This window comes from Teichococcus deserti, assembly GCF_001982615.1.
Lineage (GTDB): Bacteria > Pseudomonadota > Alphaproteobacteria > Acetobacterales > Acetobacteraceae > Pseudoroseomonas > Pseudoroseomonas deserti.
In genome coordinates, this window is the sequence record NZ_MLCO01000305.1 from 1 (window position 1) to 10,032 (window position 10,032).

Annotated in this window: 11 protein-coding genes and 2 pseudogenes; 4 read left to right on the forward strand and 9 right to left on the reverse strand. The window is 73.7% G+C overall.

All coding sequences use genetic code 11. From position 1 onward, the window contains the following. A partial coding sequence (locus tag BKE38_RS24940) for a cobyrinic acid a,c-diamide synthase CobB (RefSeq protein WP_076959921.1) occupies positions 1 to 710 on the reverse strand: 710 nt, incomplete at its 3' end. Between the two features lie 398 nt (positions 711 to 1,108). On the opposite strand from BKE38_RS24940, the gene BKE38_RS24945 reads away from it, so the two are divergent. After that, positions 1,109 to 1,711: a hypothetical protein gene (locus BKE38_RS24945; RefSeq protein ID WP_076959922.1), complete on the forward strand. Its 603-nt coding sequence runs from the start codon at positions 1,109 to 1,111 to the stop codon at positions 1,709 to 1,711. After that, positions 1,711 to 2,307, forward strand: coding sequence for a hypothetical protein (locus tag BKE38_RS24950; protein ID WP_076959923.1), 597 nt, complete (start codon positions 1,711 to 1,713; stop codon positions 2,305 to 2,307). Before BKE38_RS24945 ends, BKE38_RS24950 begins: the two co-directional genes overlap by 1 nt. 55 nt (positions 2,308 to 2,362) lie before the next feature. On the opposite strand, the gene cobA is transcribed toward BKE38_RS24950, so the two are convergent. After that, a complete protein-coding gene (gene cobA, locus BKE38_RS24955; protein WP_076959924.1) occupies positions 2,363 to 3,148 on the reverse strand; it encodes a uroporphyrinogen-III C-methyltransferase in 786 nt (261 codons plus the stop codon). 14 nt (positions 3,149 to 3,162) lie between these two features. On the opposite strand from cobA, the gene BKE38_RS24960 reads away from it, so the two are divergent. Further along, the gene (locus BKE38_RS24960) at positions 3,163 to 4,272 is read left to right on the forward strand and encodes a cobalt-precorrin-5B (C(1))-methyltransferase (RefSeq protein WP_076959925.1); all 1,110 of its coding nucleotides are present in this window, start codon (positions 3,163 to 3,165) and stop codon (positions 4,270 to 4,272) included. A 5-nt stretch (positions 4,273 to 4,277) separates the two neighbouring features. Here the strand turns inward: BKE38_RS24960 and cobM are convergent, their stop codons facing one another. From cobM to cbiE, 3 genes and pseudogenes are all read right to left on the reverse strand, one after another. Next, positions 4,278 to 5,033, reverse strand: a complete 756-nt coding sequence (cobM, locus tag BKE38_RS24965; protein ID WP_076959926.1) for a precorrin-4 C(11)-methyltransferase — start codon at positions 5,031 to 5,033, stop codon at positions 4,278 to 4,280. Continuing rightward, positions 5,030 to 5,467: a cobalamin biosynthesis protein gene (locus BKE38_RS33490; protein ID WP_408887433.1), complete on the reverse strand. Its 438-nt coding sequence runs from the start codon at positions 5,465 to 5,467 to the stop codon at positions 5,030 to 5,032. Before BKE38_RS33490 ends, cobM begins: the two co-directional genes overlap by 4 nt. Further along, positions 5,453 to 6,661, reverse strand: a pseudogene (gene cbiE / locus BKE38_RS24970) (precorrin-6y C5,15-methyltransferase (decarboxylating) subunit CbiE); the annotation flags it as partial. The gene BKE38_RS33490 and the pseudogene cbiE, both read right to left, overlap by 15 nt. 11 nt (positions 6,662 to 6,672) lie before the next feature. Between cbiE and BKE38_RS24975 the strand changes: the two are divergent. Further along, positions 6,673 to 7,425, forward strand: a complete 753-nt coding sequence (locus BKE38_RS24975; protein WP_076959928.1) for a cobalt-precorrin-6A reductase — start codon at positions 6,673 to 6,675, stop codon at positions 7,423 to 7,425. On the opposite strand, the gene cobJ is transcribed toward BKE38_RS24975, so the two are convergent. The 4 genes and pseudogenes from cobJ to BKE38_RS32400 form a co-directional block, all read right to left on the reverse strand. Then, positions 7,398 to 8,156 (reverse strand): precorrin-3B C(17)-methyltransferase, encoded by a 759-nt coding sequence (cobJ, locus tag BKE38_RS24980; protein WP_076959929.1) that lies wholly within the window; start codon positions 8,154 to 8,156, stop codon positions 7,398 to 7,400. The genes BKE38_RS24975 and cobJ overlap by 28 nt on opposite strands. Beyond that, entirely contained in the window at positions 8,153 to 8,878 is a 726-nt protein-coding gene (locus BKE38_RS24985) for a precorrin-2 C(20)-methyltransferase (RefSeq protein ID WP_076959930.1), read from the reverse strand. Before BKE38_RS24985 ends, cobJ begins: the two co-directional genes overlap by 4 nt. After that, positions 8,875 to 9,501, reverse strand: a complete 627-nt coding sequence (locus BKE38_RS24990; protein ID WP_076959931.1) for a precorrin-8X methylmutase — start codon at positions 9,499 to 9,501, stop codon at positions 8,875 to 8,877. The genes BKE38_RS24985 and BKE38_RS24990 overlap by 4 nt, the downstream gene beginning before the upstream one ends. Further along, positions 9,498 to 10,032, reverse strand: a pseudogene (locus tag BKE38_RS32400) (hypothetical protein); the annotation flags it as partial. The pseudogene BKE38_RS32400 and the gene BKE38_RS24990, both read right to left, overlap by 4 nt.

Consider the following 10,032-nt stretch of genomic DNA (forward strand, 5'->3'; position numbering starts at 1 on the left):
GCGGGCGCATGCGGGCGGGGGGCGGGCAGCGGAACGGCGGCTTCCAGGATGGCGTCGAGGTCCAGCGCCGCCTCGGCGAGCGTCGCCAGCCGGTCCAGCAGCGCCGGCAGCTCTTCCTGCTCGCGCGCCTGCACCAGGCCAAGATGGCGTTCCGGCAGCGACAGCGTCGCATCCCGCGGCAGCGCGCCGAGCACCGGCAGGCCGATGGCGGCGATCGCATCCGCCGCCCCGGCGCGATGGCGCGGGCTGGCCACCCGGTTCAGCACCACCCCCGCCACGCGGACGCCGTCGCGATGCAGGGCGAAGCCGCGGGCCAGGGCGGCGGCCGTCTGCGACTGCCCCGAGACATCCAGCAGCAGCAGCACCGGCAGGCCGAAGCGCGCGGCGATGTCGGCAGCACTGCCCTGGCGGCCGGGCTCCTCGCCCGCCCCGTCGAACAGCCCCATCGCCGATTCGATCAGCAGCAGGTCGAGCGACTCGCCCGCCGCCGCGGCCCGCGACTCGAGCAGCCCGGGCGGCATCGCCCAGCTGTCCAGATTGCCGCTGGGACGCGCGCTGGCCGCCTCGTGGAAGGCCGGATCGATATAGTCGGGGCCCGACTTGGCGGCGCCGACCGCCAGGCCGCGGCGCCGGAAGCCGGCCAGCAGCGCCAGCATCAGCGTTGTCTTCCCCGCGCCCGAGCGCGGCGCCCCCACCACCAGCCCCCGCATAGGATCTTGCCCCGCCTGTCTTTCTCCGGCCGAGCCCTAGCACAGTTGCGCCGCGCCGGCAGCGCGGGGCTGCAGCGTCCCCTTCGGTGCCGTCAGTGCAGACGGCACCTAAGCAATTCGGCATAACAAGTTGATTTCTTGTAAACACATTTGGCCGGATTTCCTTAACTCTCCCTTGCCCAGCCCTGGTCTGACACGGTATTCGGGCGCTGGGTCGCTGCCTGCCGGGGATCCGATGGGGAGGCGTATCGCCGCCGCATCGGGGGTGCAGGCAAGGCCCGGGCCGTGCGCCTGCCCGGGGGGGTGACGCCGGCTTCCAGCCTTCCGAATGTCTATTGTGGCCCGGTCGGGTCGTCTCGCCGCGTCCGCGCGCCGAACAACACGGAGAGGAAAGGGGCATGGTGCAGCACCACCCGCTTTCAGAGATGCGTCCTGCCAAGCAGCAGACCGGCCGTCGTCGCCTGCGCCAGATCCTGGCGGGCGTGCTGACGGTCAGCACCCTGTTCGCCTCTTCTGCCGCGATGGCCGCGCCCTTCCGCTGCGCCAACGAGGACCAGCAGCGGATGTTCGAACTGTCGGCGCTGAAGACCGAGCTCATGGTCGTCGCCACCACCTGCGACACCGAGGCGCCCTACAACGACTTCATCCGTCGTTACCAGACGCAGCTTTCCGGCAACGACCGCGCGGTGATCGAGCACTTCACCGGCCGCGACCGCCGCGCCGGCCAGCGTGCCAACGACACCTTCATCACCAACCTGGCCAATGCCCGCGCGCAGGAGGCCAACCGCATCGGCGCCGACTTCTGCGCCCGCAACGCCCGGCTGTTCAAGGAGGTGATGGCGCTGCCGTCCGCCGCCGAGCTCGGCCCCTACGCCGCGTCGAAGGACCTGCTGCCGGCCTCGCTGGGCAACTGCGTCACTGCCGCCTCCGCCCCGGCGCCGGCCCGGGCCGCCGCCCGGCCGGCCGCCGGCGCCAAGCCTGCCACCAGGGCCGCCCGTTGATGATCGCTATCCGCTCCACCGCCCTGATGGCGGTGATCGCCCTGCCGGCGCTGCTGGCCGCCTGCGCCAAGCCTGCCACCGGCCCGGCCGCGGTCTCCTCGCGCCTGCCGATCTACGCGGCCGACCTGCAGGGTGCCTCCAGCCTCTGCACCGTGCCGGACGCGCCGAAGCTGACCGACGCGCAGCAGACCGAAGTGCCGATGACCGTCGGCAATGACGGCGGCTTCTGCGGCCTGCGCGTCGCCAAGCCGGGCCCCGAGCCCTTCGATGCCGGGCTGCTGACCGCCCGCCCGTCGAACGGCCGCGTCCGCGTGCAGAGCGTCGGCGACTACACCCGCATCGACTACATCGCCGACAGCGGCTTCGTCGGCGCCGACAGCTTCGCCGTGCGCCTGCTGCCCGGCTCGACCTCGGTCAAGGTGAACGTCACGGTGCAGGGCGTCGCCGCCCCGGCCGCCGCGGCGACCCCGGCCGCCGTCACGCCGCGCGTCAGCGCGCCGCCGGCGACCAGCAACACCTCGACCCGCAGCACCGCCACGCCGGCCCGCCCTGCGGCCACCACCCCGGCGCGCCGCAGCACCACCACCACGCGCTGATTCTTCTGTCAGTTCGGGACCCGGGCCCGGCGGGAGCGATCCCGCCGGGCTTTTTTCATCCCAGCCTGCGCCGCGCCGCGACGATCCCGCCGATGGCGATCACCGCGGGCACCGTCCAGCCGGCCGCCTCGACCCGCGCGGCGATGGTGGCGAGCGTCGCCTCCAGCACCTGCTGCCGCGGCGTGGTGGCCTCGGCGACGGCCGCCGCCGGCGTGTCGCCCGGCAGCCCGGCCCGCAGCAGCGCCCCGGTCACCGCCGGCAAGCGCCGCGTCGCCATGTAGAGCACGATCGGCTGCCCGGCTTGCGCCAGGGCGGCCCAATCCAGCGCATCCTCGGCGCCCTCGGCCGCATGGGCGGTGGCCAGTGTCACCGCCTGGTTCACCCCCCGCAGGGTCGCAGGGATCCCCGCCGCCGCCAGCCCGGCCAGCCCCGCCGTCAGCCCGGGGATCACCCGCCAGGGGATGCCCGCCTCGGCGAGGGCAAAGACCTCTTCCGCGCCGCGGCCGAAGACGTAGGGGTCGCCGCCTTTCAGCCGCACCACCCGGCGCCCGGCCCGCGCCTCGTCGATCAGCCGCTGCGTGATGTCGTCCTGCCGCGCCGAGGGGCGGCCGCCGCGCTTGCCCATCACCAGCCGCTCGGCGCCATCGGGGACCAGCGCCAGGATGCGCGGATCGATCAGCGCGTCATGCAGCAGCAGCTCCGCCTGGGACAGCGCCGCCAGCGCGTCCAGCGTCAGCATTCCCGGATCGCCGGGGCCCGCGCCGACCAGCCAGACATGGCCGGGTTCCAGCACCGGCGGCGCGCGGCCGGTCAGCAGCGCCAGCGCTTCCAGCCGCGTCACGGCCGAGCCCGCGGATGACAGCGGCCGGGCAGGGCGATAAAGCTGGCTGCGTGCCGCAGCCCGACCAACCGCTGCGCCGGGGCTGGACCACCGGCGCCTGTGCCACGGCGGCGGCCAAGGCCGCCTATGCCGCGCTGCTGCATGGCGGCTTCCCCGACCCGGTCGAGATCACCCTGCCGCGCGGCGAGCGCCCGGCCTTCGCGCTCGCCGAATCCGGCTTCCTCGCCGATGGCCGCGCCACGGCCGGCGTGGTGAAGGATGCCGGCGACGATCCCGACGTCACCCATGGCGCGCTGATCCGCGCGACGGTGCGCAAGCTGCCGCCCGGCGCCGGCCTGGTCTTCCGCGCAGGGACCGGCGTCGGCACCGTCACCCTGCCCGGCCTGCCGCTGCCGCCCGGCGAGCCCGCCATCAACCCGATGCCGCGCGCCATGATCGCCGCGGCGCTCGCCGAGCTCGCCGGCGGCGCGGCCGATGCCGAGGTGGAGATCAGCATCCCCGGCGGGGAAGCGATGGCAAGCCGCACGATGAACCCGCGCCTCGGCATCCTGGGCGGGCTGTCGGTGCTGGGCACCACTGGCATCGTCATGCCCTATTCCTGCAGCGCCTGGATCCATTCGATCCATCGCGGCATCGACGTGGCGCGCGCTGCCGGCCTGACGCATCTCGCCGGCGCCACCGGCGCGACCTCGGAAGCCGCGGTCCAGGCGCTCTATGGATTGCCCGAGCAGGCGCTGATCGACATGGGCGATTTCGTCGGCGGCATGCTGAAATACCTGCGCGCCCATCCGGTGCCGCGCGTCACGGTTGCCGGAGGGCTCGCCAAACTGACCAAGCTGGCTCAGGGCCGGCTCGACCTGCATTCGCGCCGTGGCGGCCTCGACCTCGAGGCGCTGGCGGCGCTGGCGGCGCAGCACGGCGCCGACGAGACGCTTGCCGCGCGGATCGCCGCCGCCAACACCGCGCTGGAAGCTTTCTCTCTCGCGGCCGCGGAAAACATCGCCTTGCCCCAGGCCGTGGCGACGGCGGCGCGGCACACCGCGGCGGCCGCTATCGACGGCACCGGCATCGCCGTCGACATCGCCCTTTTCGGCCGCGACGGGACGCTGCTGGCCCAGGCCTGACCGCATCACGCCCCGCGGAACCGCCGCTGGTAGTCCAGGCTGTACAGCGCGCTCTCGCGGAAATCCTCGGCCCCCAGCGACCGCCCGACCAGGATCAGCGCCGTCCGCTCGGCAGGCTCCGCCGCCAGCTTCGCCTCGATGTCTGAAAGAACACCGCGCAGCACCCGCTCATCCGGCCAGGAGGCACGGACCACGATCGCGACCGGGCAATCCGCGCCATAGAAAGGCGTCAGCCGCGCCACGATCGACGGCAGCGCATGGATCGCGAGGTGAATGGCCAGCGTCGCGCCGGTGGCGGCAAACCCCTCCAGCGTCTCGCCCGCCGGCATCGGCGAGGCGCGGCCCGAGACCCGTGTCAGCACCAGGCTCTGCGCCACGCCGGGCACCGTCAGCTCCCGCCCGAGCGTGGCGGCAGCCGCGGAAAACGCCGGCACCCCCGGCGTCAGCGTGTAGGGAATGCCGTGCCGCTGCAGCCGCCGGATCTGCTCGGCCACCGCCGACCAGATCGACAGGTCGCCCGAATGCAGCCGCGCCACATTCTGGCCTGCCGCATGGGCCGCGACGTATTCGGCCTCGATGGCGTCCAGATCCATCGGCGCCGTGTCCACCAGCCGCGCCCCCTCGGGGCAATGCGCCAGCAGCGCCGGCGGCACGATCGAGCCCGCATAGAGGCAGACCGGGCAGGCCGCCAGCAAGTCCCGCCCGCGCAAGGTGATCAGATCCGCCGCCCCCGGGCCGGCGCCGATGAAATGCACCGTCATGCGGGCTCCTCCACGGCGGCGAGCGCGCAGCTCACCCCCTCCCCATCGATCCGCTTCAGCAGCAGCGCCCCGCCCTCGGCCAGCGCGCAGCCCTCGGCCACCGAGGCGATGCCGATCGCCCGCTGCGCCGCCTCGGATTTGGTCGGGCAGCGGTCCTGCACGGCCATCAGCCGCGCCCTGGACACCAGCTGCATCGGCACGCCCAGCCGCTCCGCCGCCTCGGCCACCACCGGCAGGTCGCGGAAGTCCGGGACCGACAAGGACACCACGCGGCAGCCGCTCAACCCCTCGGCGCGGCGCACCACCGCCACCAAGGACGCCGCATCGGCCGAAGGGCGCAAGCCAAGCCCAGCGGTGGCCAGGAGGGGCGCCGCCCCTCCTGGACCTCCCCTCCGGGGGGATCGTATCCCCCCGGACCCCGCCGGCTTCTCCACCCCATACTGAACCACCGTCATCGCCGGGCGATAACCATGCATCGCCCCCACACGGTCCAATCGCTCGACACCCAGCCGCACCAGGCTGCCACCCCAGCGCGCATGCGCGGCCAGCAGCACCGCCTCCGTCTCGATGGTGACGGCATTGACAACCAGCCGCCCCCCAGGCCGCAGCGCAGCCCAGGCGGCTTCCAAGACGCCCTCACGACCACCGCCGCCGCCGACGAAGACAGCATCAGGCGGTTCCAACCCCTCAAGGCCCCCAGGCGCGGAAGCTTCGACCAGCCGCAGCCCCGGCACCCCCAGCGCCAGCGCGTTGCGCGCGGCGCGGGCGGCGCGATCCGCCTTCGGCTCCAGCCCGATTGCCCGCATGGAGGGGTGCCGCAGCAGCCATTCGATCGCCACCGACCCGCTGCCGCAGCCGATATCCCACAGCAGCTCGCCCTGCCGCGGGGCCAGCGCCGCCAGCGTCACCGCCCGCACCTCCCGCTTGGTGATCTGCCCGTCATAGTCGAAGAATTCTTCCGGCAGCCCCGCGGCCAGCGGCAGCACGGCAGCGCCGGCGCCCGCCACCACCTCCAGCGCCACCAGGTTCAGCGCGTCGGGCACGGCGTCGAACCGCTCGGCGACCCCGTCCCAGCGCTTCTCGCGCGGGCCGCCCATCGCATCCAGCACCACCATCCGCGACGGCCCGAAGCCGAGGCCGGTGACCAGCGCCGCCACGGCCGCCGGCGTCGCGGCATCCGCCGACAGCGCCAGGATCCGCGCCCCCGGCTGCAGCAGCGCCCGCAGCGGCTCCAGCGGCCGGCCGCAGAAAGAGATCGTGGAACAGTCCTGCAGCGCCCAGCCCAGCCTGCCCGCCGCCAGCGCGAAGGAGGACGGCGCCGGAACGGTCAGAAACTCGCCTGGCGCCAGGTGGCGGGCCAGCGTCCCCCCCAGCCCGAAGCAGAACGGATCGCCCGAGGCCAGCACCAAGGTCGGCTGTCCCCGCCGCGCCAGCAGCGCCGAAAAACCCTCGGACATCGGCGACGGCCAGGCGGTGGTCGCGCCCTGGATCAGCGGCGCCGCCAGGGCGAGCTGCCGCGCCGCGCCGAAGACATGCGGCGCCTCGCGCAGCAGGCGGGCGGCCAGCGGGGACAGGCCCTCGACGCCGTCCTCGCCGATGCCCAGGATGGTGAGCCAAGATGTGGTCATCGCGGGGGTCTATGCGGGTTCTGCTGCTGGGAGGAACGACCGAGGGCGCGGCGCTCGCCCGCGCCCTGGCTGATGATGCGCGCCTTTCGGCCACCCTGTCGCTGGCCGGCGTCACCCGGTCCCCGCGTCCGCAGCCGCTGCCCACCCGCATCGGCGGCTTCGGCGGCATCGACGGCCTGGCAGCCTATCTGCGGGATGAGCGCATCGACGCCTTGCTCGACGCCACCCATCCCTTCGCCGCGCAGATGACCCGCCACGCTGCGGCGGCGGCGGGCGCGACCGCCACGCCGCTGCTGCGCCTCGACCGCCCGGCCTGGCGTGCCGAGACGGGTGACGATTGGCAGGAAATCGCCGGCATGCCCGCTCTGGTGGAATCCCTGGGCGAGACGCCAAAAAGGGTCTTCCTGACCATTGGCCGCAAGGAGCTGGCGCCCTTCCAGGCCGCGCCCTGGCACCATTACGTCATCCGCAGCGTCGACCCGCCACCGCTCGAGCTCTTGCCGCCCGACGTCACCCTGATCACCGCGACCGGCCCCTTCGCCCTCGAGGACGAGCTCGCCTTGCTGCGCGACCACCGCATCGAATTGCTCGCCACCAAGAATTCCGGCGGCATGGCGACGGAAGCCAAGCTGGAAGCCGCGCGACGCCTCGGCCTGCCGATGCGGCTGCTGGCGCGGCCCGCCCGGCCGGAGGGCCTGGCCGTCGCCGGCGACGTCGCGGGCGCGCTGGCCTGGCTTCACGGCCTGGCCGAGCGCGGCGCGTAGAGCCAGGGCCGCTCGCCCTCGCCGCGCGCGATCAGCCGGCTGCCGGCGCTGCCCACCAGCACCAGGGTGCGCATGTCGGCGCTTTCCGGGTCCGCCTCGGCGATGGTCGTCAGCACCAGGCGTTCTTCGGGACGCGACACCGCGGTGGCGAAGGCGACCGGCGCTGTTCCGGGCAATACCTCTCGCAACAGCGCAAAAGCCCGCCCCAGCTGCCAGGGCCGCGCCTTGGAGATCGGGTTGTAGAGCGCGATGACGAAGCCGGCCCCCGCCGCCGCCGTCAGGCGCTGCTCGACCAGTTCCCAGGGCTTCAGGTTGTCCGACAGGGAGATGGCGCAAAAATCGTGGCCGAGCGGCGCGCCCAGCCGGGCGGCGGCCGCGAACATCGCCGAAATCCCCGGCAGCACGGCGATGTCGAGGGCGCGCCATTCTGCAGGCCCGGCCTCCACCGCCTCGAACACCGCGCTGGCCATGGCGAAGACGCCGGCATCGCCGGAGGAGACGACCGCGACCCGCGCGCCTTCCTCGGCCAGGAACAGGGCGTGTCGGGCGCGGTCCAGCTCCTGGCGGTTGTCCGTTTCGTGCCGGCGTTGGCCGGGGCGCGCCTTCACCCGCCCGACATAGGGGCCGTAGCCGAGGATGTCGGTGGCTTCCGCCAGCGCCGCATCCGCTTCCGGCGTGCGCAGCCCGGCAGCCCCCGGGCCCAGGCCGATGACGCGCAGCCAGCCGGTCATCGCACGCCTCTACGACCCGGGATCAGCACCAGGGAGAAATAGGGCGCCGGGCTGTCGTCGCGTTCGGCCAGCGGCAGGATGATCTCGTCCGCCATGGTGCCGCGCTCGGCATAGACGGCGCCCTCGCCGCGGCCGCTGGCGGAAAGCGCCGCGCGCAGCTTCGGCAGGTTGCGGCCGAGCTTCATCACCACCGCCGCATCGCAGCGCTCCAGCGCCGCGGTCAGTTCCGCCTCGGGCATCGTCGCCGGCAGCACCGACAGAGAATCGTCGCCATGCACCATCGGCACCCCGGCGCGCGACCAGCAGCCGGCCATGGCGGTGATGCCCGGCGTCACCTCGACCCGATGCGTCGTGCGCAGCCGGTCGAACAGATACATCGCCGAGCCGTAGAGGAAGGGATCGCCCTCGCAGAGCAGCGCCACGTCCTGGCCGGCCGCCAGCCGCGTCGCCACGGCGGCGGCGCAGTCGTCGTAGAAGCGCCCCATGCCCTCGGCATAGCGCGGGTCCTCGACCGAGAGGTCGGTGGTGAAGGGATAGTCGAAGCGCAGCTCTTCCGCCGCCGGGTTCAGATGCGCCGCCGCGATGCGGCGCGCATGGCCGGGGCGGCCGCGCTTGGCGAAGAAGGCGTAAGTCCCCGTCGCGCCCAGCAGCCGGGCGGCGCGCAGCGTCACCAGCTCCGGATCGCCCGGGCCGACGCCCAGGATATGCAGCGTGCCGCTCATTCCTTCTCCTGCGCCAGGGCGTTGACGGCGGCGACCGCCATGGCGCTGCCGCCCAGCCGGCCTTCGACGATCATCCAGGGGATGCGGTTGTCGGCTGCCAGCGCCTGCTTGGATTCGGCAGCCCCCACGAAGCCGACCGGCAGGCCGATGACGGCGGCCGGCGGTGGCGCGCCCGCATCGAGCAGCTCCAGCAGATGGAACAGCGCGGTCGGCGCATTGCCGATGGCCACCACCGCGCCGCCCATCCTGTCGCCCCACAGATCCATGGCGGCGGCGGAGCGCGTGTTGCCGATCGCCTTGGCGCGCTCCGGCACCCCCGGCGCGTCCAGCGTGCAAAGAATCTCGTTGGAAGCCGGCAGGCGCGGGCGGGTGATGCCCTGGGCCACCATCTTGGCGTCGCACAGGATGGGCGCGCCGCGCCGCAGCGCCGCCTCGGCCGCCTGGACGAAGCGCGGGTGGAAGCGGATGTGGCGCGCGACCTCGACCTGGCCGCAGGCATGGATGACGCGGACGGCGACCCGCGCCTCGGCCGGGGTGAAGCCGGACAGCTCGGCCTCCGCCCGGATCGTCGCGAAGGATTTTTCGTAAATTGCCGCGCCGTCGCGGATGTAGTCGTAGGTCATCGCTGGTCCAGCTCCGCCGCCGCTTCGGCCAGGGTCAGTCCCTGGCGCAGCGGCGGGTCGCCGGCGCGGCCCTGGCGGATCAGCGCATAGCGCCCCGCCTGGCCGACCAGCACCGCCGCGGCAGCCGCGGGATGGGCGCAGCCTTTGGCGCAACCCGAGAGATGCAGCAAGCCCGGCGGCGGGTGATAGCCCTGGGCCATCAGGGTTTCGGCATCCTGCCGGGTGGGGGTTTCGCCGCTGGCGCAGCCGGCGACGCCCGGGCAGGCGACCACCCGTTTCCAGGGGTCTTCCGCGGTGACGATCCAGTTTCGCGGCAGGCCGAGGGCGATGGTTTCGGGGTGCGCGACTCCGGCGATCAGCAGCGAGCGGGTGGGCGCGATACGGATCCAGCCATCGCCCTGTTTTTCTGCGAGTTCCGCCAGGGTGACGAGGTCGGCGGGCGCCAGCACCCCGAAGCGCGGCGCCATGCCGAAAGCGTCGCGCAGCGGCCCCAGCAGGGCGCGCGGCGGGCCGGGCGGGGTGGTGTCGGGG